The sequence below is a fragment of the Micromonospora sp. NPDC050187 genome, from assembly GCF_044459745.1.
Taxonomy (GTDB): domain Bacteria; phylum Actinomycetota; class Actinomycetes; order Mycobacteriales; family Micromonosporaceae; genus Micromonospora.
Genome location: NZ_JBITJH010000009.1, coordinates 242417 through 268417 on the forward strand (window position 1 = coordinate 242417; position 26001 = coordinate 268417).

20 protein-coding genes and 2 pseudogenes are annotated in these 26001 nt (G+C 73.7%); 8 read left to right on the plus strand and 14 right to left on the minus strand.

Annotation, left to right across the window (positions count from 1 at the left end):
* Positions 1-2: 2 nt before the first annotated feature.
* The 4 genes from ACIBJE_RS17090 to ACIBJE_RS17105 are packed head-to-tail and all read left to right on the plus strand — an operon-like array spanning position 3 to position 3400.
* The gene (locus ACIBJE_RS17090) at positions 3-641 is read left to right on the plus strand and encodes a bifunctional 4-hydroxy-2-oxoglutarate aldolase/2-dehydro-3-deoxy-phosphogluconate aldolase (protein ID WP_396749162.1); all 639 of its coding nucleotides are present in this window, start codon (positions 3-5) and stop codon (positions 639-641) included.
* A complete protein-coding gene (locus ACIBJE_RS17095) occupies positions 638-1591 on the plus strand; it encodes a sugar kinase (RefSeq protein WP_396749165.1) in 954 nt (317 codons plus the stop codon). The genes ACIBJE_RS17090 and ACIBJE_RS17095 overlap by 4 nt, the downstream gene beginning before the upstream one ends.
* Positions 1592-1626: 35 nt before the next feature.
* Entirely contained in the window at positions 1627-2856 is a 1230-nt protein-coding gene (manD, locus tag ACIBJE_RS17100; RefSeq protein ID WP_396749168.1) for a D-mannonate dehydratase ManD, read from the plus strand.
* Positions 2846-3400, plus strand: coding sequence for a gluconokinase (locus tag ACIBJE_RS17105; RefSeq protein WP_396749171.1), 555 nt, complete (start codon positions 2846-2848; stop codon positions 3398-3400). The genes manD and ACIBJE_RS17105 overlap by 11 nt, the downstream gene beginning before the upstream one ends.
* Before the next feature lie 61 nt (positions 3401-3461).
* On the opposite strand, the gene ACIBJE_RS17110 is transcribed toward ACIBJE_RS17105, so the two are convergent.
* Positions 3462-3845 carry a hypothetical protein gene (locus tag ACIBJE_RS17110; RefSeq protein WP_396749173.1) on the minus strand — a complete coding sequence of 128 codons (384 nt, stop codon included), beginning with the start codon at positions 3843-3845 and terminating at the stop codon, positions 3462-3464.
* Positions 3846-4012: 167 nt separating this feature from the next.
* Positions 4013-6847 carry a leucine--tRNA ligase gene (leuS, locus tag ACIBJE_RS17115; RefSeq protein ID WP_396749175.1) on the minus strand — a complete coding sequence of 945 codons (2835 nt, stop codon included), beginning with the start codon at positions 6845-6847 and terminating at the stop codon, positions 4013-4015.
* 564 nt (positions 6848-7411) lie between these two features.
* Here leuS and ACIBJE_RS17120 point away from each other — a divergent pair.
* Genes ACIBJE_RS17120 through ACIBJE_RS17130 form a run of 3 tightly spaced genes read left to right on the plus strand, consistent with a single transcriptional unit; the run spans position 7412 to position 12250 of the window.
* Positions 7412-8464, plus strand: coding sequence for an AAA family ATPase (locus ACIBJE_RS17120; protein ID WP_396749177.1), 1053 nt, complete (start codon positions 7412-7414; stop codon positions 8462-8464).
* Positions 8465-8466: 2 nt separating this feature from the next.
* Entirely contained in the window at positions 8467-9765 is a 1299-nt protein-coding gene (locus tag ACIBJE_RS17125; RefSeq protein ID WP_396749270.1) for a DUF58 domain-containing protein, read from the plus strand.
* A gap of 10 nt (positions 9766-9775) precedes the next feature.
* Entirely contained in the window at positions 9776-12250 is a 2475-nt protein-coding gene (locus ACIBJE_RS17130; protein ID WP_396749179.1) for a DUF3488 and DUF4129 domain-containing transglutaminase family protein, read from the plus strand.
* 213 nt (positions 12251-12463) lie between these two features.
* Here ACIBJE_RS17130 and ACIBJE_RS17135 read toward each other — a convergent pair whose 3' ends face one another.
* The 5 genes from ACIBJE_RS17135 to ACIBJE_RS17155 form a co-directional block, all read right to left on the minus strand.
* The gene (locus tag ACIBJE_RS17135) at positions 12464-12862 is read right to left on the minus strand and encodes a DUF3040 domain-containing protein (RefSeq protein ID WP_396749181.1); all 399 of its coding nucleotides are present in this window, start codon (positions 12860-12862) and stop codon (positions 12464-12466) included.
* 115 nt (positions 12863-12977) lie between these two features.
* On the minus strand, positions 12978-14237 hold the full coding sequence (locus tag ACIBJE_RS17140) for a DNA polymerase IV (protein WP_396749183.1): 1260 nt from the start codon (positions 14235-14237) through the stop codon (positions 12978-12980).
* Between the two features lie 30 nt (positions 14238-14267).
* Complete coding sequence (locus ACIBJE_RS17145) at positions 14268-15443, minus strand: alkaline phosphatase family protein (RefSeq protein WP_396749186.1); 1176 nt, start codon at positions 15441-15443, stop codon at positions 14268-14270.
* Positions 15440-16222, minus strand: a complete 783-nt coding sequence (locus ACIBJE_RS17150; protein ID WP_396749188.1) for a class I SAM-dependent methyltransferase — start codon at positions 16220-16222, stop codon at positions 15440-15442. Before ACIBJE_RS17150 ends, ACIBJE_RS17145 begins: the two co-directional genes overlap by 4 nt.
* Positions 16223-16398: 176 nt before the next feature.
* Positions 16399-16575 (minus strand): hypothetical protein, encoded by a 177-nt coding sequence (locus ACIBJE_RS17155; protein ID WP_377662208.1) that lies wholly within the window; start codon positions 16573-16575, stop codon positions 16399-16401.
* Positions 16576-16749: 174 nt separating this feature from the next.
* Between ACIBJE_RS17155 and ACIBJE_RS17160 the strand changes: the two genes are divergently transcribed.
* Positions 16750-17469: a sulfite exporter TauE/SafE family protein gene (locus tag ACIBJE_RS17160; RefSeq protein ID WP_396749190.1), complete on the plus strand. Its 720-nt coding sequence runs from the start codon at positions 16750-16752 to the stop codon at positions 17467-17469.
* A 464-nt stretch (positions 17470-17933) separates the two neighbouring features.
* Here the strand turns inward: ACIBJE_RS17160 and ACIBJE_RS17165 are convergent, their stop codons facing one another.
* The 7 genes and pseudogenes from ACIBJE_RS17165 to ACIBJE_RS17195 form a co-directional block, all read right to left on the minus strand.
* Positions 17934-18182 carry a hypothetical protein gene (locus ACIBJE_RS17165; protein WP_396749192.1) on the minus strand — a complete coding sequence of 83 codons (249 nt, stop codon included), beginning with the start codon at positions 18180-18182 and terminating at the stop codon, positions 17934-17936.
* A gap of 784 nt (positions 18183-18966) precedes the next feature.
* Entirely contained in the window at positions 18967-19182 is a 216-nt protein-coding gene (locus ACIBJE_RS17170; RefSeq protein WP_396749194.1) for a hypothetical protein, read from the minus strand.
* Between the two features lie 74 nt (positions 19183-19256).
* Complete coding sequence (locus ACIBJE_RS17175) at positions 19257-22619, minus strand: error-prone DNA polymerase (RefSeq protein ID WP_396749196.1); 3363 nt, start codon at positions 22617-22619, stop codon at positions 19257-19259.
* Positions 22620-22682: 63 nt separating this feature from the next.
* A pseudogene (locus ACIBJE_RS17180) lies at positions 22683-23021 on the minus strand (DNA polymerase Y family protein); the annotation flags it as partial.
* Between the two features lie 159 nt (positions 23022-23180).
* Positions 23181-24413: pseudogene (locus tag ACIBJE_RS17185) on the minus strand (DNA polymerase Y family protein); the annotation flags it as partial.
* A gap of 149 nt (positions 24414-24562) precedes the next feature.
* Entirely contained in the window at positions 24563-25303 is a 741-nt protein-coding gene (locus tag ACIBJE_RS17190) for a hypothetical protein (protein ID WP_396749199.1), read from the minus strand.
* A 73-nt stretch (positions 25304-25376) separates the two neighbouring features.
* Positions 25377-25820 carry an SAV_6107 family HEPN domain-containing protein gene (locus ACIBJE_RS17195; RefSeq protein WP_396749202.1) on the minus strand — a complete coding sequence of 148 codons (444 nt, stop codon included), beginning with the start codon at positions 25818-25820 and terminating at the stop codon, positions 25377-25379.
* Between the last annotated feature and the right edge of the window lie 181 nt (positions 25821-26001).

Genomic DNA, 26001 nt, shown 5'->3' on the forward strand with positions numbered 1-26001 from the left:
AGATGACCGTCAATCTCGGCGCCGAACTCGCCGCCGCCCGTCTCCTCGCGGTGATCCGGGGCACCGACACCGCCGGTGCGATCGCCGCCGGCACCGCCCTGCTGGAGGAGGGCGTACGCCTCGTCGAGGTCGCCCTCACCACACCGGACGCGGTCCGGGCCGTCGCGGCGCTACGCGCGGTCGCCCCCGCCGGGGCTCTGGTCGGCGCGGGCACGGTGCTCACCGCCGCCGACGTGGCCGACGTGGCCGACGCGGGAGCGCAGTTCGTGGTGACGCCGGCCGTGGTCGAGTCGATCGCCGAGGCGGCGCGCCGGGGCCTCCCGGTCGCCGCCGGGGCGCTCACCCCGACCGAGGCGTACACCGCGATGCGGATGGGGGCATCGGCGGTCAAGCTGTTCCCGGCGTCGGTCGGCGGGCCGGCGTACCTCCGGGCGGTGCGCGACCCGTTCCCGGACATCCCGTTCGTCGCGGTCGGCGGCGTCGGCCTGGCCGACGTGCCCGGCTACCTCGGGGCCGGCGCGATCGCGGTCGGCGTCGGCGGGCCGCTGGTCGGCGACGCCGCGTCCGGCGGTGACCTGGCCGCCCTGCGGATGCGGGCGCGCACCTACCTCGCCACCGTCCGGGAATCGGCCGGAGCATGAGCGCGCCGGATCTGCTCACCCTCGGCGAGGCCCTGGTCTCACTGCGCTCGACCGGACCGCTCGCCGTCGGGGGATCGCTGACCACACACCTGGCCGGCGCGGAGTCCAACGTGGCGGTGGGGGTGGCCCGGCTGGGCCACCGGACCGCCTGGGTCGGCCGGGTCGGCACCGACGAGTTCGGCGAGTACGTGCTGCGGCAGTTGCGCGCCGAGGGCGTCGGTGTCGACGGGGTGACCCGCGACCCCGACCGGCCGACCGGTCTGATGGTGCTGGAGCGGCGCACCGCCGACCTGATCCGGGCGCAGTACCACCGGGCCGGATCGGCCGGGTCCGCGCTGCGCGTCGACGACCTGCGGGCGCCACTGGCCGCCGGAGCGCGGCTGTTGCATCTGACCGGAATCACCCCGGCGCTCTCCGACACCGCCCGCGCGGCGACCCGGTGGGCGGCCGAGACCGCCGCGAACTCGGGAATCCCGGTGTGCCTCGACGTCAACTACCGCGCCCGGCTCTGGTCCCGCGACACCGCCCGTGAGGTGCTCACCCCGCTGGCGGGCCACGTCTCCATCGTCGTCGCCTCCGCCGACGAGCTGGACCTCCTCGGTGAGCCGGGGGCCGACGAGTCCACCGTCGTGGCGGACCTGTTCCGGCGGGGCGTGCACACGGTGCTGGTCAAGCTGGGCGCCGACGGCGCCCGCGCGCACACCCCGGACGGCGTCCGGCACGCCGGAGCGCTGACCGTGACCGCCGTCGACACCGTCGGCGCCGGGGACGCGTTCACCGCCGGTTACCTGTCCGGCTGGTTCGACGGGCTCGACCTGCCCGGTCGCCTGCGCCGCGCGGCCACCCTCGGCGCCTTCGCGGTCTCCGGTCCGGGCGACTGGGAGGGGCTGCCGCGTCGCGCCGAACTGTCCCTCCTGGACGGCCACGAGGCGGGAAGCGTCATCCGTTAGCCGCCCGACCACCCCTCAAGGAAGAAAGGCATCCCGTGAAGATCGTCGCAGCTGACGTCATCGTCTCCAGCCCCGACCGCAACTTCGTCACCCTGAAGATCACCACCGACGACGGCGTCACCGGTCTGGGCGACGGCACCCTCAACGGACGGGAACTCTCCGTCGCCTCGTACCTCAAGGACCACGTCGCCCCGCTGCTGATCGGCCGCGACCCGCACCGCATCGAGGACACCTGGCAGTTCCTGTACCGCTCGGCCTACTGGCGGCGCGGGCCGGTCACCATGGCCGCCATCGCCGCGGTGGACGTCGCCCTGTGGGACATCAAGGCCAAGGCCGCCGGCATGCCGCTGTACCAACTGCTGGGCGGGGCGTCCCGGACCGGCATCATGGCCTACGGGCACGCCTCCGGCCGGGACCTGCCGGAGCTGTTCGACTCGATCCGTCGGCACCTCGAACTCGGCTTCCGGTCGATCCGCGTCCAGACCTCGGTGCCCGGCATCAACGCCGTGTACGGGGTCGCCTCGCAGCCCAGCACCGGTGGCACGCGGTACGACTACGAACCGGCCCAACGCACCCCGCTGCCCGCCGAGGAGGACTGGGACACCCGCTCGTACATGCGCCACCTGCCCGGTGTGTTCGAGGCGGTCCGCAACGAGTTCGGTCCGGAACTGCCGCTGCTGCACGACGGTCACCACCGGATGACCCCGATCCAGGCCGCGAAACTGGGCAAGGCCCTCGAACCGTACGACCTGTTCTGGTTGGAGGACTGCACCCCGGCGGAGAACCAGGAGGCGCTGCGGCTGGTCCGGCAGCACACCACCACACCACTCGCCATCGGCGAGGTCTTCAACACCGTGTGGGACTACCAGACCCTCATCCGCGAGCAGCTGATCGACTACGTCCGGTCCGCCGTCACCCACACCGGCGGCATCACGGCCATGCGCAAGCTGCTCGACTTCGCCGCCCAGTACCAGATCAAGTCCGGTATCCACGGTCCGACCGACATCTCGCCGGTCGGCATGGCCGCCGCGCTGCACCTGGACCTCGCCATCCACAACTTCGGCATCCAGGAGTACATGCAGCACGGGCCGCTCACCAACGAGGTGTTCCGGCAGTCGTTCACCTTCACCGACGGCTACCTGCACCCGGGTGAACAGCCCGGAATCGGGGTGGAGCTCGACGAGGCCACCGCCGCGAAGTTCCCGTACGTGCCGGCCTACCTGCCGTTCAACCGCCTCAAGGACGGGACGGTCCATGACTGGTGACGGTCCGGGCGGCCCGCCCCCGACCCGGCACGTGGTCGTGATGGGGGTGTCCGGGGCCGGCAAGACGACCGTGGCCCGGGGCATCGCCGCCCGGGCCGGTTTCGCCTTCGCCGAGGCCGACGACTTCCACCTGCCGTCCAACGTGGCCCAGATGCGGGCCGGCGTGCCGCTCGACGACGCGGCACGCCTGCCCTGGCTGCGCGACCTGGCCGGGTGGATGGCCGACCGCGCCGCCGCCGGCGTGTCGACCGTGCTGGCCTGCTCGGCGCTGAGGCGGTCCTATCGCGACGTGCTCCGGCAGGGGCCGCCGAACGTCGAGTTCGTCCACCTCGACGGGTCGGCCGAGGTGATCCGGGAGCGGATGTCCCGGCGGGCCGGGCACTTCATGCCGACGAGCCTGCTGGAGTCCCAACTGGCCACCCTGGAACGGCACCATCCGGACGAGTCGGTGCTGGTGCTCGACGTGTCGCTGACCCCGCACGAACTCGTCTCGGCGGCGCTCGCCGGGCTCGGCCTGTCGACCGACGTCGACGTCGACGGGTAGCCGTGGCCCGGTCGCGGTGCCCGCCCCACGGCGGGCCGCCGCGCCGGCCACGCCGGTCGGTTCAGCGGCTACTCGCGCGGGGCGACCGCCGGCTGCCGAACGACTCCATGGTCGTGGCCCTGCGGGCCGGCGTCCTCGCGGTCGTGGAGGCGGGGGCGGTCTTCTTCGCCGCCGCCTTCTTCACCGCCGCCTTCCGGGGCGTCTTCTTCGCTGGCGCGATCGTGGCCGGTGCCTTCTGGCCGCGGGTGGGCGCCGCCGTGGCGGAGGTGGCCTTCTTCCGGGCGACGCGGGCGGTCGTCGGCGTCGGCTTCCCACCCGGAGACTTGGCCGCGGTCGCCCCGGCGGCGCGCTTCGTGGCCGTGGCCACCTTCTTCGCCGCCGTCGCCCGTTTCATCGGGGCCTTGGATGCCCCGGTTGCCTTCCTGGCCCGTCCTGCGTCCGCCATCGTCGCTCCTCGGGAAGCTGCCCTGGGCGCAGGGTCTTCCCCCGGCCCCGGCGGTCAAACGCCGGCCGGGCGCGCCGGGCCCGGCACCGTCCGATCCGCTGCCGTCGCCCACGCGGACGGGAAGGGGCCGGCACCGGCGGACCGGCCGTCCCCTTCCCGGACCCGGGTCAGGCGACCACGCTCACCATGCGCCCCTTGACCACGATGACCTTGCGGGGCTCCTTGCCGGCCAGCGAGGCGGCCACCGCCTCCAGGGCCGCCGCCCGGACCGCATCCTCCGAGGCGTCGGCGGGCACCTCGACGCGGCCCCGGACCTTGCCGTTGATCTGCACCGGGTAGGTGACCGTCTCGGCCACCAGCAGGGCCGGGTCGGCGGTCGGGAAGTCCACGTACGCCAGCGAACCGGTGTGGCCCAGCCGCTGCCACAGCTCCTCGGCGACGTGCGGGGCGAACGGAGCCAGCATCAGCAGCAGCGGCTCGGCCACCTCGCGCGGCGTGGCGGTCAGCCGGGTCAGCCCGTTGGTCAGCTCGATCAGCTTGGCGATCGCGGTGTTGAACCGGATCCCCTCCATGTCGGCGCGGACCCCGTCGATCACCTTGTGCAGCAGCCGGCGGGTGGCCTCGTCGGCCGGGTCGTCGGTGACCCGCAGCGCACCGGTGGACTCGTCGACCACCGTCCGCCAGACCCGCTGCAGGAACCGGTACGAGCCGACCACCGCCCGGGTCTCCCAGGGCCGGGACACCTCCAGCGGACCCATCGACATCTCGTACACCCGGAAGGTGTCCGCGCCGTACGCCGCGCACATGTCGTCCGGGGTGACCACGTTCTTCAGCGACTTGCCCATCTTGCCGTACTCCCGGCGCACCTCCGCCTCGCCGTGGAAGAACCGGCCGTCGACCTCGACGACCTCCTCGGCGGGGACGTACACGCCCCGGTCGTCGGTGAAGGCGTACGCCTGGATCATGCCCTGGTTGAACAGCTTGCGGAACGGCTCGAAGGACGAGACGTGGCCCAGGTCGTACAGCACCTTGTGCCAGAAGCGGGCGTACAGCAGGTGCAGCACGGCGTGCTCCTGACCGCCCACGTACAGGTCGGTGCCGCCGCAGTCGCCCTCGCCACGCGGGCCCGTCCAGTACCGCTCGTTCTCCGCGTCGACGAACCGTTCGGTGTTGGTCGGGTCCACGTAGCGCAGCTCGTACCAGCAGGAGCCGGCCCACTGCGGCATCACGTTGGTCTCCCGGGTGTACCGCTGGGGACCGTCACCCAGGTCCAGCTCGACCTCGACCCAGTCGCGGCGGCGCGACAGCGGGGTCTCCGGGTTCGAGGCGGCGTCGTCCGGCGCGAACGTCTTCGGGGAGAAGTCGTCCACCTCGGGCAGCTCGACCGGCAGCATCGACTCGGGCAGCGCGACGGCGGCGCCGGTGGAGTCGTAGACGATCGGGAAGGGCTCGCCCCAGTAGCGCTGCCGGCTGAACAGCCAGTCGCGCAGCCGGTAGGTGACCGCGCCGGTGCCGTGCCCGTTCGCCTCCAGCCACTCGACGATCCGGGCCTTGGCCTCGGCGACCCCCAGGCCGTCCAGGTCCAGGCCGCGGTCGGGCGCGGCGCTGTTGACCGCCGGCCCGTCCCCGGTGTACGCCTTGCCGTCGAAGCCCTCCGGCGGCTGCACGGTCCGGACGATCGGCAGGTCGAAGGCCTCGGCGAAGTCCCAGTCCCGCTCGTCCTGCGCCGGCACCGCCATGATCGCGCCGGTGCCGTAGCCGGCCAGCACGTAGTCGGCGATGAAGACCGGGATCCGCCCGCCGGTGACCGGGTTGGTGGCGTACGCGCCGACGAAGACGCCGGTCTTCTCCTTCGTCTCGGCCTGCCGCTCCACGTCGGTCCGGGCCGCCGCCGCCTTCCGGTACGCCTCGACCGCCGCACGCGGGCTGGCGTGCCCGCCGGTCCAGACCTCCTTCGTCCCCGCCGGCCAGGCCGCCGGCACCAGCGCGTCGACCAGCTCGTGCTCGGGGGCCAGCACCATGTAGGTGGCCCCGAAGACGGTGTCCGGACGGGTCGTGAAGACCCGCACCGGGGCGGCCGGGGTCGGGAAGTCGATGTGCGCGCCGGTGGAGCGGCCGATCCAGTTGCGCTGCATCAGCTTGATCGGCTCCGGCCAGTCCAGCGCGTCCAGGTCGTCGACCAGCCGGTCGGCGTACGCGGTGATCCGCATCATCCACTGCTTCAGGTTGCGCTTGAAGACCGGGAAGTTGCCCCGCTCCGAGCGCCCGTCGGCGGTGACCTCCTCGTTGGCCAGCACGGTGCCCAGCCCCGGGCACCAGTTGACCGGGGCCTCCGAGACGTACGCCAGGCGGTGGTCGTCGACGATGCGGCGCTGTTCGACGGCGGTCAGTTCCGCCCAGGGGCGGCCGTCCGGGGTGGGCCGGGTGCCGGCGGCGAACTCGGCGACCAGGTCGGCGACCGGGCGGGCCCTGCGCGCCTCGGTGTCGTACCAGGAGTTGAAGACCTGCAGGAAGATCCACTGGGTCCAGCGGTAGAACCCGGTGTCGATGGTGGCCACCGAGCGCCGGTCGTCGTGAGCCAGGCCCAGCCGGCGCAGTTGCGCCTTGTACCGCTCGATGTTCGCCTCGGTGGTGGTACGCGGGTGGGTGCCGGTCTGCACCGCGTACTGCTCGGCGGGCAGGCCGAACGCGTCGAAGCCCATCGCGTGCAGCACGTTGCGCCCGGCCATCCGCTGGTAGCGGGCGTAGCAGTCGGTCCCGATGTAGCCCAGCGGGTGGCCGACGTGCAGGCCCGCGCCGGACGGGTAGGGGAACATGTCCAGCACGTAGAGCTTCTCCGCGCCGGCCCGGGGGTGCCCGGGGTCGGCCAGCGGGCCGGTCGGGTTCGGGGCGCGGAACGTCCCCTCCCGCTCCCAGGTGTCCTGCCAGCGCCGCTCGATCTCACCGGCCAGCGCTGCGGTGTACCGGAACGGGGGGATGTCGCTCGCGGCTGCCTCAGTCATCGCGTGTCCTCGCTTCGCTCGTGGCCGCCGGGGCCGACGCCTCGGCCGTGCTGGTGACGCCCCGGTGGGGACGCCGTCCTCGTCGGCGTCCGGTGGGGACGCCGTCCTGGTGACGCTCCGTCGCGGGGACGGGCGCCGGGTCGGTGTTCGCGGTGGTCGGCCCGTGGGCACAAAAAAGCCCCTCGCGCAGGAGGGGCAGCCGTGCCGTCGCGCGTTCAGCGCATCAGCACGGCCCGGTAAGGAGCAGCACGAAACCGGCCATGACCGGGAGTGTACCGCCTGGCGGCCGGAGCGTGTCGGGGGCTTCCACCGGGCGGGACGCGGGCGGGACGGCGGCATGCCCGCGCGGGCGGGCGGTTCGTCCGGCAACCAGGCAGATCCCCCGTCGGACGGTTATTCGGTACGTAACCGACCGTCTACCTGCGGCGTTCGGCGTGGGCGGGAAACATGGTTAGCCTGAGATATCAGTGATTCCTGCGGCATCAGAGGCTCGACGCGCGAACCCCACGGCGGGTCCAGGTGCTCTATACAGAGCTGCCGTCCAGGCGACGAGAGGGAGGCCCGTTGACACAACAGACCTGGGACGAGGTGGGCGGCGTCCTGCCGCACGACGAGTTCCGCGCCGCCAGTGAAGCCATCGTCGCCAACATCGAGCAGGTCATCGAGGGTAAGACAGCCACCGTGCGGCTCGCGCTCGCGGTGCTGCTGGCCGAGGGGCACCTGCTGATCGAGGACGTCCCCGGGGTCGGCAAGACCAAGCTCGCCAAGGCGTTGGCCCGTTCCATCGACTGCTCGGTACGACGTATCCAGTTCACCCCCGACCTGCTCCCCAGCGACGTCACCGGGGTGAGCGTCTACAACCAGGAGACCCACGACTTCGAGTTCCGTCCGGGTGCCGTCTTCGCCAACCTGGTCGTCGGCGACGAGATCAACCGGGCCTCGCCGAAGACCCAGTCGGCGCTGCTGGAGTGCATGGAGGAGCGGCAGGTCACCGTCGATGGCGTCACCTACCAGCTCCAGACGCCGTTCATGGTGATCGCGACGCAGAACCCGATCGAGATGGAGGGGACGTACCCGCTCCCCGAGGCGCAGCGCGACCGGTTCACCGCGCGGATCGCCATGGGCTACCCCGGCCCGGAGGCCGAGCTGGCCATGCTCGACGGACACGGCGCGGTCGACCCGCTGCACGACCTGCGGGCGGTCTCCGACGCGGCGACCGTGCGGCAGCTCATCGCCACGGTCCGCGAGGTGCACGTCGCGGACGCGGTCAAGCAGTACGCCATCGACCTGGTCACCGCTACCCGGGAGGCCCCCGAGCTGCGGCTCGGCGCGTCCCCCCGGGCGACCCTGCAACTGCTGCGCACCGCCCGCGCGGTCGCCGCGTTGGAGGGGCGCGACTACGTCCTCCCCGACGACCTCCAGGCTCTGGCGGTGCCGGTGCTGGCGCACCGGATCATCCCGACCGCCGAGGCGCAGCTCGCCCGGCGCACCACCGACGCGATCGTCTCCGACCTGGTGCACCGGCTCAACGTGCCGCAGGACCGCAAACGCTCCTCGTACGACACCCGGCCGGCCGGCGGGAACGGTCGCTCCGCGTACGAGCCGCGGAGGCGGTGACCGTGCGAGACGGGCTGCGCGGGCTCACCACCCGTGGCCGGTCCTTCCTGGCCGCCGCCGTGGCCGCCGCGATCTCGGCGCTGCTGCTCGGGGAGCGGGACCTGCTCCGGGTCGCGGTGCTGCTGGCCGTGCTGCCGCTGCTCGCCGCCGCGTACGTCGGGCGCAGCCGCTACAAGCTCGCCTGCGTCCGGTCGCTGGACCCGCACCGGGCACCGGTCGGGGCCAGCTCCCGGGTGGTGCTGCGGTTGCAGAACATGTCCCGCCTGCCCACCGGCACGCTGCTGCTGGAGGACCGGCTGCCGTACGCGCTGGGCAGCCGTCCCCGGGTGGTGCTGGAGCGGCTCGGCGCGTTCCAGGCCAGTTCGGTCGCGTACACCGTCCGCGCCGACGTGCGCGGCCGGTACGCGGTGGGGCCGCTCGGGGTGCGGATGACCGACCCGTTCGGCCTCTGCGAGCTGAGCCGGGCCTTCCCCAGCACCGACCGGCTCACGGTGATCCCGCAGGTCACGCCGCTGCCGTCGATCCGGCTCCCCGGTGAGTACGCCGGCAGCGGCGACAGCCGGGCCCGTTCGGTGGCGGTGCACGGCGAGGACGACGCGGCGACCCGCGAGTACCGGATGGGCGACGACCTGCGCCGGGTGCACTGGAAGTCGACCGCGCGCACCGGGGAGCTGATGGTGCGGCGCGAGGAGCAGCCGTGGGAGAGCCGGGCGACGGTGGTGCTGGACACCCGCGCGTACGGGCACCGGGGCGAGGGGCCGACGGCGAGCTTCGAGTGGGCCGTGTCGGCCGCCGCGAGCATCACCGTGCACCTGCGCCAGGCCGGCTACAAGCTGCGCCTGGTGACCGGCTCCGGCGCCGACGTCGACGCGGCCGAGGCCGCCGGTGACGGCGTGCTCCTCGACCATCTCGCCGAGGTCCGGCTGGAGCAGCGGGGCGAGCTCACCACCCTGGTGGAGCGGGTCCGCCAGCGCGCCGACGGCGGGCTGATCATCGCGCTGCTCGGCTCGCTCAGCACCGCCGAGGCGCAGTTGCTGGCCGCGTTGCGCGGCAACGGCGCCACCTGCGTGGCCTTCCTGCTGGACAGCGCCGGTTGGCTCAACCTGCCGGAGCGGGCCCGCGCGGACGCGCAGCAGGCCCACGGTGCCGCCGCGCTCGCCCTGTTGCAGAGCGGGTGGCGGGTGATCGGGGTGGAACACGGCAGCCAGCTTCCGGCGCTCTGGCCGCAGGCGGCCCGCGGCTCGCAGGGGTTCGCGATGCGCGCCGCGCTGGCCGAGACCGTGGCCGGTGGCGTGAAGTGAGGGGGGACGAGTGATCGCGAACCGTGGGCTCGGCCTGGTGGCGGCAGCCGCGACGCTACTCGCCGCCGCGCCGCTGTCGGCGATCTTCCAACGCTGGACGTGGCTGGTGCAGTCGGCCATCGCGGTGGCGGTGGTCGCCGGGGTCGCCGCGCTGCTGCGGCTGGTCCGGGCACCACTGTGGGGTCAGGCGCTCGGCATGTCCGCCGGGCTGCTGATCGCCCTGACCTGGATGTTCCCCAGCGGCAGCGAGCTGGCCGCCGTGCTGCCCACGCCGGGCACCATCGCCCACTTCGGCGAGCTGGTCGGCGGCTCGGTGCAGGACATGCGCTCGTACGGGGTGAAGGTGCCGGACACCGACCCGCTGCTCTTCATCACCGTGCTCGGGGTGGGCGGGGTGGCCGTGGTGGTCGACCTGCTCGCCGTGGGTCTGCGCCGGCCCGCGCTGGCCGGCCTGCCCATGCTCGCCATCTACTCGGTGCCGGTCGCGGTCTACGTCGAGAGCGTCCCGCCGGTGCCCTTCGTGATCGGTGCGGCCGGCTACCTCTGGCTGCTGGTCAGCGACAACATCGACCGGGTGCGTCGGTTCGGCCGTCGGTTCACCGGTGACGGCCGGGACGTCGACGTCTGGGAGGCATCCCCGCTGGCCAGCGCCGGGCGTCGGCTGGCCGTGGTCGGGGTGGTGCTCGCGGTGCTCGCGCCGCTGGCGGTGCCCGGGATGACCGGTGGACTGCTGGACAGTCTCCAGTCGGGCAACGGCGACGGCAACGGGCGGGCCGGGGTCGGGGGCAGTCCTGGCCGGGTGGACCTGTTCGCCGCGCTCAGCGGCGAGCTCAACCAGTCCGAGGTGGCCGACCTGGTCAAGGTCACCACCACCGAGCCCAACCCGTTCTACCTACGCTTCGGGGTCGCCGACGACCTGCGGCCGGACGGTTTCCGGGTGCGTAACCCGTCCGGCCGGGCGGTCACCCGCAACCTGCCCGACCCCGCGGAGGGGGTGACGCCCCAGGTCCAGCAGGAGCGGTACCGGGCCACCGTCGAGACCACCCGTGACCTGAACATGCCGTTGATGCCGGTGTACGCCGAACCGGTCCGCGCCGAGGGCCTCAACGGCAACTGGCTGTACGACCCGAACCTCCAGATCGTCTTCTCCAACCGGGAGAACTCCCGCGGTAAGCGGTACGAGTTCGACTACGTCCGCTCCCTCTACACACCGGAGCTGCTGCGCCAGTCCCCGTCGTTGTCCGCGTCGGACCCGATGGTGCAGCGGTTCACCGACACGCCGCCGGCACCCGAGGTGGACGCCCTGGTCGAGGAGCTGGTCACCGGGCGGGACACGGACTACGACCGGGTCCGGTCGATCTACGACCACTTCTCCGCCCGCAACGGGTTCCGCTACTCGCTGAGCACCGAGGGGGGCACCAGCGGCCGGGACATCGTCGACTTCCTCAACAACAAGGCCGGCTTCTGCCAGCAGTACGCCGCCGCGATGGCCTGGCTGGTCCGGGCGGCCGGCATCCCGGCCCGGGTGGCGTTCGGGTTCACCAACGGCACCAGCCGGGACGGGGACACCTACGTCCTGACCAACCGGAACCTGCACGCCTGGACCGAGGTCTACTTCGGCGGCATCGGCTGGGTGCCGTTCGACGCCACCCCGGCGTACGGGGTGCCGGGCAACGCCCGCTCGGACTGGGCCCCGGACACTGACGCGCCCGACCCGGTCACCCCGTCGGCCGGTGCCCCGGTTGCGCCGGGCGAGACCGACCCGTCGGCCGGGCCGACCGGGCCGGACCAGGCCGACCGGAACATCGAGGAGGGGCTGGTCCCGACCACGGGCACCCCGACGGAACAGGCGCCGGTCTGGCCGTGGTGGGTGGCCGCCGCCCTGGCGCTGCTGGTGCTGCTGGCCGTGCCGGCGTTGCGCCGGATGACGCTGCGTCGCCGACGCGGAACCGCCCCGGCCGCCGCGCCGGTCGCCACGGCGGTCGACGCGGCCGGTGGGTCGGCCGGCGGGACCGGTCGTCCGGTGGTGATCGGAGCGGACGCCGACAGCGCCCGCGCCCGGGCGCACGCCGCCTGGGACGAGTTGCTCGACACCCTGGTCGACTACCGGGTCCGGGTGGACCGGACGGAGACCCCCCGGGCCACCGCCGACCGGCTGGTTCGGGAGACCCTCACCGCGGACGAGCCGGCCGCCACGGCGGTCCGCCTCCTCGGGCGGGCCGAGGAACGGGCCCGCTACGCGCGGGACCCGATGGTGGGCGGCGAGCTGCACCCGGCGCTCGGGACGGTCCGGCACGCGCTCGGCGCACGGGCCGACCGGCGTACCCGGTTCGTCGCGGCGACCCTGCCGCCGTCGGTGCTGCTGCGCTGGCGCACGACCGTCACCGACACCTCGTCCCGGCTGGTGGCGGCGACCGGTCGGGTCCGGACCCGACTGCTGCGGTGGAACCCCCGACGGCTCCTGGCGGGCCGACCGGCCCGCTGACCCGGGCTACGGCAAGCGACGCCCGGTCGGCCCATCACTGGCCGACCGGGCGTCGGGCGATACGCCCCCGCCTCGTTTCAGGAGAGCCGCCCAGATGCGGAAGCGGCACCGACGAGGAGCCCAGGGGTCCCCGGCAGGGTGCTGCCGGCGACTCTGGGCACGGTGATACGACGTGGGGCGGGACGCCGCTGGCCCCACCCCGTCAGCCGATGGTCAGCGGTGCCCCTCCGGGCGCTGCCGCCACCGGTCCTCGAGCCGGTCGAGGAGCGACGACCGGCGGCCGGTGCGCCCCGCCCGGGGACGCCGTCGACTGGTGGTGCCGCCGACCACGTGCAGGTCGGGCGACTGCGCCCGGCGATGCGACTGCACCGCGAACGCCGCTGACGCCAGCATCACGACGAAACCCGCCACCGCGAGCGGCGGGGTCTTGATCACCGCGCCGTAGACCACGAGGGCCAGGCCAGCGATGATCACGCCGGCAGCGACGAGCAGACGACGCCGCGTATGGAAACGCGGGTCGCTGGCGCGCACGGCCGAGGCGAATTTGGGGTCCTCGGCAAGCGACCGCTCGATCTGCTCGAACAGCCGCTGCTCGTGCTCCGAGAGCGGCACGGCACTCCTCCCCGGTCACGTTGGTCGGCCCGTTCGGACCGACAGACCGTGGCAGCCAACCGGCTGCTTACCCGCAAGTCTACGAGGGCCCTCGCGCGTCGGAAAGCGGGACGACCTATGGGTGGGACGGATTTTCCCGTCGGCGCCGATCACGGGTCTCCAGAAGACTGGCCGGACCTATGACGGACCGCCCGAAACGGGCAGCGGCGGCGTCCGCCGCCGCTTCCGCCTCACGCCACCCGTGTTCGGGCGCACCCAGGGCGAGTTGTTGCGGAGTGGCCTCGACGGCACTGAGCCCCTCGATCCGTACGCCCACCAACCGGACCGGTTGCGCCGGGTCGAGAGCGGCATACAACGCCCAGACCGTGTCGAAGATCTCCCGGGTGACGTCGGTCGGCGCGCCCAGGGTGCGGGACCGGCTCACCAGGGTGAAATCGGCCAGCCGGACCTTGAGGGACACCGTCCGCCCCACCTGACCGGCCCGGCGCAGCCGGGCACCCGCCTTCTCGGCGAGGGCGAGCAGGGCCCGGCGGATCTGCCGGGGATCGTCGACGTCGGTGTCGAAGGTGGTCTCCGCGCCGATCGACTTCTCCACCTGCTCGGGGCTGACCCGGCGCGGGTCCCGCCCGTGCGCCAGCTCGCGCAGGTGCGCCGCGGCGGCCTCCCCCACCGCCCGGCGCAGCATGCCCGCCGGAGCCTCGGCGAGGTCGCCGATGGTGGCCAGGCCGAGCCGGCGCAGGGTCGCGGCGGAGCGCTCGCCGACGCCCCACAGCGCGTCCACCGGCAGCGGGTGGAGGAACTCCAGCACCCGGGCGGCGGGGACGACGAGCATCCCGTCCGGCTTGGCCCGGGTGGAGCCCAGCTTGGCCACGAACTTCGTCGGCGCCACCCCCACCGAGCAGGTGAGCCCCTGCTCATCGACGACCCGGGCGCGGATCAGCCGGGCGATCTCGGCGGGACGGCCGAAGAGGCGTCGCGCGCCGGCCACGTCGAGGAACGCCTCGTCCAGGGAGAGCGGCTCGACCAGCGGGGTGACGTCCCGGAAGATCCGCATCACCGCCCGGGAGGCCGCCGAGTAGGCCGGGAAGTCCGGCGGGAGGAAGACCGCGTTCGGGCAGAGGGACCGGGCCCGCGCGGTGGGCATGGCGCTGCGGACGCCGTACCGCCGGGCGGGGTAGCTGGCGGAGCTGACCACCCCGCGCGGACCGACGCCGCCGACCACCACCGGCCGACCGCGCAGCTCGGGACGGCGGCGGACCTCCACCGAGGCGAAGAAGGCGTCCATGTCGACGTGCAGGATCGGGCAGTCGGTGTCGTCGGCGTCCGGGCCGAAACGCGGATCACCGCCGCGCGGCAACGACTGGCTACGCCCCATCCCCGCAGGTTAACCGGCGGGTACGACGCCTCAGCCGCGGACCACCAGCAACGGGATGGTCATCTCGGTGGCGGTGTCCGAGCCGTGGTAGCCGACCAGCCGCGACTCCATCGGGTGCTCCGAGCGGGTGGCCACGATCGCCCAGGTGTCCCGGCAGACCGCCACCACGTCGCCGATCCGCTGGAGGTGGGACTCCGGCACCGGCCCGAACCAGCCGGTCGCCACCGCCGCGTCGCGGGTCAGCACCCGGGCCGCGTCGCCGAGCACCGCCGACCAGGTGTCCACCACGTCGGGGACCGCGCCGGGCGCCACGTGCAGGTAGCGGACCCTCGGCTCGCCGGCCACCACCCGCACCCCGGCCAGCAGCCGGGGATCGGCGTCCAGGTCGACGCGACGGTCCTCGGGTACGTTCAGCTGCCCGTGGTCGGCAGTGACCAGCAGGGCGGCGTCGCCGGGCAGACCGTCGACCAGGCGGGCCAGCAGCCGGTCGACCTCGGCGGCGGCGATCCGCCAGGGCGGCGAGTCCACCCCGTGCAGGTGGCCCTGCCGGTCCAGGTCGGGGTGGTAGCCGGAGACCAGGGTGGGCCCGTCCCCGGCGGTGAGCGCGGCCAGCATCTCGGTGGCGACCGCGTCCGCGCCGGCCGCGCCCCGGTAGTCGCCGCCCCGGTTCGCGGCCACGGTCAGGCCGCTGCCGTCGTACTCGGGGCGGCTGACGACGGTCACGGCCACCCCGGCCGCGCGGGCCCGTTCGAGCTGGGTGGGGACCGGCTGCCAGTGCCGTGGCTCCGGCTCCCGGCCCCACTCGATGTGGCTGAGCAGCCGGTCGGTCTCCGGCAGCCGGACCCGGAAGCCGAGCACCCCGTGCGCGCCGGGCGCCGCCCCGGTGCCCAGGCTCACCAGGCTGACCGGGGTGGTCGACGGGAAGCCGGCGGTGAGCCGCCGGCCGAGCAGGGAGTAGAACCCGAACAGGGTCGGGGCGTACGGGCGCGCGGTGGGGATCTGGTACCAGCCGAGCCCGTCGACGAGCAGCACGGCCACCCGGCGGATCCCGTCGAGGTCGGCGGTGAGGCCCAGCGGGTCGGGGCTGCCGGGCACACCGAGCACGGCCAACGCGCTGGGCAGCACGTCGGCGAGGCTGCCGGCACCGTAGCGGGGAACCACCGGGTCCAGCGGTCCGGTCACGTCCGGACTCTGCGCTCCGGTCATGCCCGGGGCCGGACGGGTCGGTCGGGCGGGGTGGCCGGCCGGCGGGCGAAGAGGTGCAGCTGGGCGGCGAGGTCCCGGTAGGGCGGCTGCGCCGCCAGGGCCCGTTCCAGTTCCAGCAGGGCGGCCGGCTGACCGTCCGCGACCGCCGCCGGGAGCAGGTCGGCGAGGACGCGTACCCCGTGGATCTCCTCGACGGCGAGCCCGGCGGCGCGCAGGAGCGCGGCGGCGGTGTCGGCGTCGTAGCGTCGGCGCAGGGTGTCCCGGGGGCCGGTGCTGCCGCACGGGTCGGCGGCGAGGGTCGCGGCGGCCGTGAGGTGGCCGTTCATCGCCCGGCCGAGCACCGCGGCGGCCCGCCCGGCGACCAGCACGCTGGCCGCGCCGCCCGGACGCAAAGCGGCGGCCAGCGACGCCACCACCGGCGCCGGATCGTCCACCACCTCCAGGACGGCGTGGCAGAGCACCAGGTCGACGCTGGCCGGCTCGACCAGGCCGGCGAGCGCGTCGCCGTCACCCTGCACCGCGTGCACCCGGTCGCCCGCGCCGGCGTCGGCGGCCCGCCGGGTCAGCGCGGCGAGCGCGTCCGGGCTGGCGTCGACCACGGTCACCCGGTGCCCGGCCTGGGCCAGGGGCACGGCGAACCCGCCGGTGCCGCCGCCGACGTCGAGCACGGTCAGCTCCTCGTCGCCACGACGGTCCAGCTCGGCCCGGAGCACCGACCAGATGACGGCGGTACGGGGGGTCAGCGGCGGCCCGGTGAACCGGCCTCGTGTCTGCTCCACCCGGTCGAGCCTAGTGCCGCCGGACGGCGTACGCAGGAACCCCCTCCGCCACTGCTGCACCGCCGCGTCGGGTGCGTGCAGGCGCCGCCCTGCGCCGCCCCTACGGTGTGTGCAGGGGTCCCCTGTTCGACAGAAAACGTGAACAGGGGACCCCTCCTACCACCCGGGCGGGTGGGTCAGCAGGACTCCGTCGCCCCGATCTCGTCGTCGACGACCTGCGCCCGCCGGTCGTTGGCGACCGGGCCGGCGGTGACCGGGTACTCACGCGGTTCGGCGTGGTGGCTGGGCACCCAGCCCGCGCCGAGGCGGGTCCGTCGGGCGTTCGCCACGGCCTGTGCCGACTGGCGAATCATCATTGATCCCCCTGTGGTAGACGAAAGTTGCTGATTAAGCATGATCACAAAGAGCGGTGGGGATGTTCTCCACCGGGTCTGCCCTGAAACATCCGCCGGGTGTGTTCTTCGCCGCTGAGCTGCTCTCCAGCCGCGCCCGTTGCTCGCCGTATGTCGATGCGTCACGCTCTGCGGGTGCTTCTGTTGATCGCCGCCTTCGGCATCGTGCTGCTCGGCGCCTTCGCCCAGTCGGTGAGCGGCTTCGGGTTCGCCCTGGTGACCGTCCCGCTGCTGGCCACGGTCATCGACCCGCGTACCGCGGTGGTGGTGACCGCGCTGACCGACATCGGGCTGACCGTGGTCGCCACCGTCCGGGACCGCCGATACGTGCGGTGGCGGGTGACCGGCGCGCTCACCGCCGCCGCCCTGGTCGGCGTGCCGATCGGCCTGCTGGTCCTGGTGACCCTCCCGGAACGGCTGCTCAGCGCGCTGATCGCGGTCGTCGTGCTCGGCTGCGTCGCACTGGTCTGGTCGAGCGCCCGGCTGCGCACCGGGGCAGCCGGCATCGGCGCGGTCGGCGTCCTGGTCGGGGTGCTCACCGCCGCCACCGGCACGAACGGTCCGCCGCTGGTCGCCGCCTTCCACTCCCTCGGCTACGACCCGCGCACCTTCCGGGCCACCCTGGCGGCGGTCTTCTCCGGTGCCGGGCTGATCGCGCTGGCCGGGTTCGCCCTGGCCGGCCGGATCGATGCCGAGGTGCTGCGGCTGAGCCTGGCGGCGCTGCCCGCCGTGCCGCTCGGCTGGTGGCTGGGGAACCTGGTGTTCGACCGGATCGCCCCGGCGGTGTTCCGCCGGATCGTCCTGGTCGGACTGCTCGGCAGCGCGGGCGCGGCCCTCGCCGCCGTCGCCGCCTGAGCCGACACCGTCGGCTCTCGGTGACTGCAAGGCTGAGGGTGGAGTGAAGACGTGTTGCATGATAACGAGCACCCCCGTTACGGCCCCCGGATGATCCCTTGACGTGCAGCGAAATACCGACGCATCAGCGACGACCGAGAGGGTCGCAAGCTGGGTATTGGTCGGCAGAACGAAGACCTTGATGCGCTCGGATCATTCCCCTGTTCGACCTGAAGATGGTGCGCCCGCTTAAGTCCGGCGTCAGCGCTTACCGGGTCACCGCGCCCACACCGCTGCTTTACTCCGGAGTTCAGGCCGCAATAGTTCTCACTATCAAGGCACGGGAACTGTTTTCGCAGCGCGCAGCTAAGCACTTCTAACGCCAGGAGCGCCTGCGGTGCGGGCAGGAAGGCGCGGTGGAGGGACCCGCGCACATCTGGCTTGACTCCGCCGCTCCGTCCTTGGCAGCAGCAGGGCGCGCGAGGTCACGCCTTACACGGCTCCTGCAAGTCCGAGATAGGCATCCATCGCTGTTCATCGAAATTGACCCAGCTGGTCTTCTTGTATCCCGGAACCACGATGCGCTCACAGCGCCAACGGTGATCCAGATTGGTTGATGTGATTTTCGCGACGCGAACACTGCCGCTCGCGACTTCCATGATGAGGCAAGGTCTTACCTTCTGGCCGGGCTTGTCGCTGAAGCCGAAGGGCGCCCGCCAAACGTCGCCGACCACGACGGGAACACCTCGGTGAAGTGGGGGTGGCGCATCAGTCGCCGGGCTACCCCCATCTGGCGGCGAGCCGCCTCCGCCGGGCTTGCCCTGGCCACCCCAGGGCAAGGGCCCTGCATCGTCCTCGTGTAGCTGCCGAACAGCGCGGACAATCTGGACAAGAGTAAGCACGAAGAGGCCGGCCCCGCAGAGCACCAGGCAGAGGACCAATAATCCTGTCATTCCGTCTCCCGATCCAACCTAGACAGAGCGGTTAAAGGCTAGTGGCACTTGAACGGCCCTGGCTTCGCGCTCACCGGGCAACTTAACTATGATTCGATTTGCCCGATATGGGGCGCACCATAATGACGAAACCGGGGTGTGTATGCGTGGTGAGTTGGCCTGGTGGTTCTGCTCACCCTTGAGACGTCCACCCCTTCCACCCCGATCGGTAGCTTTCTTGTCGGCGCGTCGAGGTGTCTCGGTGACGGCCTCGTCTTCGTCCGAAGGTTCCGGCCACCGGATCGCCCGCGAAGCCGTCTGCTGCGTGATCTGGAGGCCAGCGGCGAGCAACCGCACCTCTAGCCGGGCTTCTTGCTCTGCCGCAATGCGCCGGACCTTGGCGCGTACGTCGGGGTCGCTGAGGTCTTCAAGCACTACCGGCCCGTCTTCAGCCCACACCGCCTCATCGGCAATGGATGCCTTGCGCTTAGCCGGGGAGGCAGCCTGGCCCTTGCTCGACGGCACAGTGCACGGGCCTTCTGGGTACGGGGATGGTCGCACATACTGTGATCAATCTTGGGCATGACTACCCCTGCAACCTCTGCGCTTCCATGAGGTCGAACAGTTGCTTGACCTCGTACGCCCGCCGCTCGTCAGCCATGGCCGGTCGCCAATGGATGGCCTTGGGCTCGCTCGGCTCGGGCAGGGTGAGCAACACGCCGACGATGAGGGCTACCGCCGCGAGACAGACGGCGAGGTGTTGGAGGATCGCGTAGTAGTACCAGGGCTGTTTGACGTTCAACGGGGGACTCCTTGCCGATGCCCGTTGTCGTGCCGGTCGACACGTCCTCCGCCCTCAGTCGGCGGGGTGCTGGGTCAGCGGAAGTCGCGGGAGGCGGGGGTGACCGGGGCGTCGATCGGGTCGAGGCGATCGGCGGTCAGGCTGGTGACCCCCTCGTGCCGGTGCAGGATGCCCCGCACCACCAGGGCGTTGCTCGTCTTCGCCACCCGCCGGTAGCACTGCCAGAGCCCAGGTGAGCAGCTCACATTGAGCATGCCGGTCTCGTCCTCCAGATTGAGGAAGGTCACCCCGCCAGCCGTGGCGGGACGCTGCCGGTGGGTGACGATGCCGCCGACCCGGATCCGCCGGCCCGGTTCGACCCGGCCGAGCCGGGCGACCGGCACCGCGCCGAGCGCGTCCAGCCGGTCCCGGAGGAAGCGGGCCGGGTGGCTCTCCGGGGAGAGGCCGGTCGCCCAGACGTCGGCGACCAGGCGGTCCACCGCGTCCATGCCGGGCAGGGTGGGCGCGGTCACGCCGGTCACCGTGCCGGGCAGCCGGTCGGGCCGCTCCTGGGCCGCCGCGCCGGCCGCCCAGAGCGCCTCCCGCCGGCTCAGCCCGAAACCGGCGAAGGCGTCCGCGGTGGCCAGGGCCTCCAGGTGCGCGGCGGTGAGACCGACCCGCCGGGCCAGATCCGGCATGTCCCGGTACGGTCCGTGCGCGCGTTCGGCCTCGATCCGCTCGGCCACCCCGTCGCCGAGGGTACGTACGCTCGACAGGCCCAGCCGGACCGCCGGGCCGCCCAGCCCCCAGGCGTGCGGGGGCTCCCCCGGTCCGCTCCCCCACCGGGTCTGCGGGGTGGACTCCAGGGTGGCCTTCGCGCCGCTGGCGTTGACGTCCGGGCGGCGCACCTCGACGCCGTGCCGGCGGGCGTCCTCGACCAGGGTCTGCGGCGAGTAGAAGCCCATCGGCTGGGCGTTGAGCAGGGCGGCCAGGAACGGGGCCGGGTGGTAGCGCTTGAGCCACGAGCTGGCGTACACCAGGTAGGCGAAGCTCATCGCGTGGCTCTCCGGGAAGCCGTAGCTGGCGAAGGCGGAGAGCTTGCGGTAGACGTCGTCGGCCAGCTCGCCGGTGATGCCGCGCTCGGCCATGCCGGCGTAGAGCCGGTCGGCGATCCGGGCCATCCGCTCCGCCGAGCGTTTCGCCCCCATCGCCCGGCGCAACTGGTCGGCCCCGGCCGCGTCGAAGCCGGCCAGGTCGATGGCGAGCTGCATCAACTGCTCCTGGAACAGCGGCACGCCGAGGGTCTTCTCCAACGCGTTGCGCATCAGCGGGTGCGGGTAGGTCACCGGCTCCTGGCCGTTCTTGCGCCGGATGTACGGGTGCACCGAGCCGCCCTGGATCGGGCCGGGACGGATCAGTGCCACCTCGACCACCAGGTCGTAGAAGCAGGTCGGTTTCAGCCGGGGCAGGGTGGCCATCTGGGCGCGGCTCTCCACCTGGAACACCCCGACCGAGTCGGCCCGGCAGAGCATGTCGTAGACCTCGGGGTCGTCCAGTGACATGTCGCCCAGGTCCAGGCTCATGCCGATCATGTCGTACCCGTAGTGCAGGGCGGAGAGCATGCCGAGGCCGAGCAGGTCGAACTTGACCAGGCCGACGGCCGCGCAGTCGTCCTTGTCCCACTGGAGGACGCTGCGGCCGGGCATCCGCCCCCACTCCACCGGGCAGACCTCGATCACCGGCCGGTCGCAGATCACCATGCCGCCGGAGTGGATGCCCAGGTGCCTCGGGAAGGTCTGGAGTTCGTTGGCGTACGCCACCACCTGCTCGGGGATGCCCTCGGCGTCGACGGCGGCGACCGACCCCCACCGGTCGATCTGCTTGCTCCAGGCGTCCTGCTGACCGGGGGAGAAACCGAACGCCTTCGCCACGTCCCGCACCGCCGACCGGGGCCGGTACGAGATGACGTTGGCGACCTGGGCGGTGTGCTCCCGGCCGTAGCGGGTGTAGACGTGCTGGATGACCTCCTCCCGGCGGTCGGACTCGATGTCCACGTCGATGTCGGGCGGGCCGTCGCGTTCCGGGGCGAGGAAACGTTCGAAGAGCAGCCGGTGCCGGACGGCGTCCACGTTGGTGATCCGTAGCGCGTAGCAGACCGCCGAGTTGGCCGCCGAGCCCCGCCCCTGGCAGTAGATGTCCTGCTCCCGGCAGAACGTGACGATGTCGTAGACCACCAGGAAGTAGCCGGGGAAGCCGAGATTCTCGATCATGCCCAGCTCGTGGTCGATCTGCGCGTACGCCTCGGGGTGCGCCGCGCGCGGCCCGTAGCGCTCCCGCGCGCCCTGCTCGGTGAGGTGGCGCAGCCAGCTCATCTCGGTGTGCCCGGCCGGCACCGGGTACGCCGGCAGCTGCGGCGCGACGAGCTGGAGGTCGAAGGCGAGTTCCCGGCCGAACTCGGCGGCCCGCGCCACCGCCCCCGGGTAGGCGGCGAACCGGGCGGCCATCTCGGCTCCGCTGCGCAGGTGCGCGGTGCCGGCGGCGGGCAGCCACCCGTCGATCTCGTCCAGGCTGCGTCTCGCCCGTACGGCGGCGAGCGCGGTGGCCAGCCGACGCCGTCCCGGCGTCGCGTAGTGCACGTTGTTGGTGGCGACCGTCGGCAGGCCGGCGACGGCGGCCAGCTCGGCGAGGGCGTCGTTGCGGTCGGCGTCGACCGGGTGCCCGTGGTCGGTCAGCTCCACCGCGACGGTCTCCGGGCCGAACAGGGCGGTCAGCCGGTCCAGCTCCCGGGCGGCGGCGTCGACGCCCTCGGTGAGCAGGGCCGCCGGCACGTGCCCCTTGCGGCAGCCGGTGAGCACCAGCACGTGGTCACGCAGCCCCTCGGCGACCTCCTCCAGCGTGCCGTAGACCGGGCGGCCCTTCTCGCCACCGCGCAGCTGGGCCCGGGAGATGGTGGTGGCGAGCCGGGCGTACCCCTCGGGGCCGTGCGCGAGCAGCAGCAGGTGACGGCCGAGCGGATCCGGTTCGCCGTTCTGCGGGCCGGGCAGGTCGAGGGAGAGTTCCGCGCCGACGACGGTGGGCAGCCGCAGGGCACGGGCCGCCTCGGCGAAGCGGACCACCCCGTAGAAGCCGTCGTGGTCGGTGACGGCGAGTGCGGTGAGCCCGAGCCGGGCCGCCTCCTCGGCCAGTTCCTCCGGGTGGCTGGCCCCGTCGAGGAAGCTGAAGTTGGTGTGCGCGTGCAGTTCCGCGTAGGGCACCACGCCGTCGGGGCGGGGCAGCTCGGGCGCCTCGTAGTGCGAACGCTTCCGGGTCCAGGCGGGGGCGTCCCCGCCGTCGCCGTCGACGGCGAGCGGGTCCACCACATGCAGGTGCCGCTCCCCGGGGCGGCCGTCGCCGCCAGACCGCCCGGAGAGCACCCGCTCCAGCTCCGACCAGGGCAGCTTCGGATTGTGGAAACTCACCGGACCACTCCGGCCCGGTGGAGATCCTGGCGGGGACCGGAAGGCCGAACTCCGGTCCCGCGCTCAGTCATAGATCGCCTCCACCAGCCACTGGCCGGCCTCGACCGCCAGCAGAAGGGCGGCACCGTCGGCGAGGAGGAGCTGGAAACGGGCCGCGCGCCGCGCCTCGGCCGGGGCCCACCACCGCTCGTCGACCGGCCACGGCCCGGCCCAGCCGACGATCTCCACCGGCGGGGCGGAACCGACGGCCACCCGGGCCGGCGCGGCGGTCAGTTGGAGCCGGGCGCTGACCCCGACCGGCTCGCCGGTGGCGTCGTGCACGGTCGCGGCGAGCGGGGCGGGCAGCACCACGGCCGGCGCGGGCGGCGGGAGTCGCCCCGGCCACGGCGGCAGCTCCGGGCGCGTCGTCCGGCCACCCGTGCCCGACCGTCGTCGCACCCGACCACCCGGGCCGGGCGTCGGCACCGTCCGGTCCGACGCCGGTCCGGAGCCGGACACCGACGCACCACCGGGATCCGCCGTACCGACCGGCCCGGAAGCCGCCGACCCGCCGGAACCGGAACCCGGCGACCGGTCGGCCGCCGGCCAGCCCGGCTCACCGGGACGCGCGGGAAGGCGTTCGTCGCCCCACGGCACCAGACGGACCTGGTCGGCCGGGGAACGCCCACCGCCGAGCACCGCGGTCACCACCGACTCCGGGCCGAGCAGGCCCTGCACCCGGCTCAGGGCCCGGTGCGCCCGCTCGCGTTCCTCGCCGGTAGCGCCCCAGAGGCCGGGCTGCAACCCGACCTGGGCGAGAACCCCGTCCGGAACCAGCCGCAGCCGGATGATCCCGGCGGTCGGGCGGCCCGGCCGGCCCGGGGCGCCGGAGAGCCACCCGTCGAGTTGCCAGCGGAGCCGGTCGGCGATGGCCGTGGCGGTGAGCAGGCCGTCGTGCCGCCAGACCCGGTGCAGTTCCTGGCCGTGCGCGGTGACCGCCTCGACCCCGAGCCGGGTGCAGGCCAGGCCGTGCGCGGCCAGCCGGTCGTGCAGCCGTTCGGCCAGTGCCCGGGCGGCGAACGCGGCGGCGTCCACCCGGTCGAGCGGCTCGTCGTAGTCGGCGCTGACGGTCAGCTCGGCCGGGGGCACCCGGACGGCGAGCGGACGGTGGTCCCGCCCGGCGGCGAGGCGGTGGGCCAGCGCCGCGTCGAAGCCGAAGCGGGCCAGCACGTCCCCGGCGGGCAGCGCGGCGAAGTCGCCCAGCGTCCGGATGCCGAGCCGGCGCAGCAGGTCGGCCAGGGCCGGCCGGCCGAGCGCCTCGACCGGCAGGTCGGCCAGGAAACCCGGTGTGCCGCCGGGCGGCACGACCTGCCCGGTACGGGCGGCCAGCCCGGCGGCGAACGCCCCGTCGGCGATACCGACCTGGCTCTCCACCGCGCACGTCTGGGCGACGTGTTCGATGATCCGCTCGGCCGCTGCCTCCTCACCGCCGAGATACCGGGTGGGTCCCCGGGCGGCCACCGCGCAGGCCCCGGGTCGGACCACCTCCACCCCGGCGACCAGGTCCTCGACGGCGGCGACCACCGGCTCGAACGCACGGGTGTCCCGGGCCGGGTCGTACTCGACGACGGTCAGCCCGGGGCAGCGCCCCTGTGCCTCCCGTTTACGCAGACCGCGCCGGATCCCGTCGGCGCGGGCGCGTTCCGAGCAGGCGACCACCCGGTTGGCGTGCAGGACGACGACCGGCCCGGTCGCGGGCACCCCCTCGACGATCTCGGCGGCGATCACCGGCCAGTCCGGGCACCAGAGCAGCAGGGTCCGGGTGGCGCGGGACGGGTCGACGGCCGGCTGGCCGACGGCACGGGACGGATCGACGGCCCGCTGACCGACAGCACGGGACGGATCGGTGGCCCGCTGACCGGCGGCCCCGGCCACTGCGGGGGTGGGGCGACGGGACGCCGGGGTCACGCCGACCCGACCAGGGTCAACGGGCCCCGTCGGGGCACCGTCGCGGACGCGGCCGGGCGGGTGGTGGCAGAGCGGGGCACGACCCGGGTACGGCCGTCGCCGGGCAGCCAGACGGTGATCTCCTTCGGCCGGGCCGCCGCGCCCCGGCCCCGTGCCGAGACGGTCACCTCCCGCCGGCGGAGCCGGCCCCGCCCCGGCCCGATCCCCTCCCAGACCCCCCGGACCACCTGCAACGTGACGTCGGCTCCCGCCCACCGGCCGTACGGGACGAGGACGCTGCCGCGCTGCCGGGCCCGGGCGGCCAGCCGACCGGCGACCGAGGCGGAGACTGCGGCGGGGACCGCGGTGACCACCACGTCGACGCCGTCGATCAGGGCGGCGACGACGGTGGCCCACTCCGGACCGGGATGCGGCACCAGGGCGAGCCGGTCCAGGGCGATACCCGCCTCGGCCGCCGCCACCGCGCCGAAGGTCGGCACCCCGACCACGGCGCACCACGAGCCGGACCGGGACGCCTCGGCGAGCAGCGCCAGCATCAGGGACGTCCCACCGCTTCGCCGGGGCTGCCCGGTGGCGACCGAGACCGTGCTGCCCCGGCGCAGACCCCGGTTGGGCAGCAGCCCGGTGAGTTCGGGCAGGACCGGCAGCACCCGCTGGGCGTCCGCCGGGTCGGGCGCGCTGGCCGGCCGGACCAGACCGGCCAGCGCGGCGGAACCGAGCACCATCCGGCCCGCCATGGACAAGCCCCCCGTCGTGTCGTACTGGATCAGTGGTGTGTGGCAGGCGGACCGGGTCGGATGGCGGACCGGGTCAGGCGGCGAGCCCCTCCAGGGCCGGCTGGTGCGCCAGGCCGAGCGCCGTCTCCACCACCAGGACGAACTGTTCGGCGGCGCGGAGCAGGTCGTCGGCCTCGCGGGCGGTCACCACCCGGGGGATGCCGGCCTCGGCGGCGGCCCGCTTACCGGCACCGGCGGCGAAGAAGGTGGCCCACTCGCCCAACTCGGGGGCGACCCCGGCGAGCAGGACCCAGACGCTGGTGATCCGGTTGCGCCGGGCGGGTGCGGGACGGGCCCGGGCGGCCAGCAGGGCCGCCGCCGCGCGCAGCGCCGCCAGGTGGGCGGCGGCGTAGCGCAGGCCGTCGGGGCGGGTCTGCGCGGCCTCGGCCAGTCCACGACGGGCCACGGCGAGAAGCTGGGCCGGGGTGCGGTGCGGCAGCACGTGCGTGGGCACCGTGGGTGCCGGGTGGGACGGCATGACTGTCTCCTCCGCGTCGCCGAGGCGGCCACGTCACCGGCGGAGACGAATCCGTCCGGCAGCGGGGCCCGGGTCTGGGGTGGTGCGGAGGAAGACGCACCGGGTGCGGCCGGCCGGGTGTGGACGCTTCCCCACACCACACCCGGCCGGCTTGACCGGCGGGTTCGCCGTCCGCCGCCCG